This window comes from Pseudoalteromonas sp. GW168-MNA-CIBAN-0100 (genome assembly GCF_040309225.1).
Taxonomy (GTDB): domain Bacteria; phylum Pseudomonadota; class Gammaproteobacteria; order Enterobacterales; family Alteromonadaceae; genus Pseudoalteromonas; species Pseudoalteromonas arctica.
Window position 1 is genome coordinate 1 of record NZ_JBEOOL010000116.1, and the last position, 473, is coordinate 473.

The 473-nt window shown below is 43.1% G+C and carries 1 pseudogene; it reads right to left on the reverse strand.

The window, feature by feature from the left end:
- Positions 1-466: pseudogene (locus AAEY62_RS20295) on the reverse strand (PA0049 C-terminal domain-containing protein); the annotation flags it as partial.
- Positions 467-473: the final 7 nt, after the last annotated feature.

Here is a 473-nt window from a genome sequence, read left to right on the forward strand (position 1 = left end):
GGCTAAATTGTACAAATTCGTTACCTGGCAGTGGCTGGTTATTTAAACTTGGGAGCAAGGGAGCTGTTTGTGTCCCGCCAAATATAATATTGGCATTGTCTGGGGCAGTTACGCTGCGGCGCTTACCGGGAAATCTTTCTAAATCAAAATCTTTGCGACCCATGCTTACAGTAACAATCATATCGACATTATTCAGGGCGTAATAGGGCGCGAGGAGTGCTTCGATTATACCTTGATCAAAGTCGGCATAACGAACGGGCACCATAACGGTGTTAATTTCAGCGCTAATGCCTTGGTAGTTAATTACTTGACCATCTAGCAAGAGGGCAGCAACCCCAGATGGGTTACTTTGATTTATGTTTTTATCTAATAAAAAGGGGTCAAAGCCGGTAAGGATAATTTTTTTAGTGCTGCCTTTAGTAAAGCTGAGGTCGTTATGACCGCGACTGCCTTTTTCTAACTGAGTTTAAAGG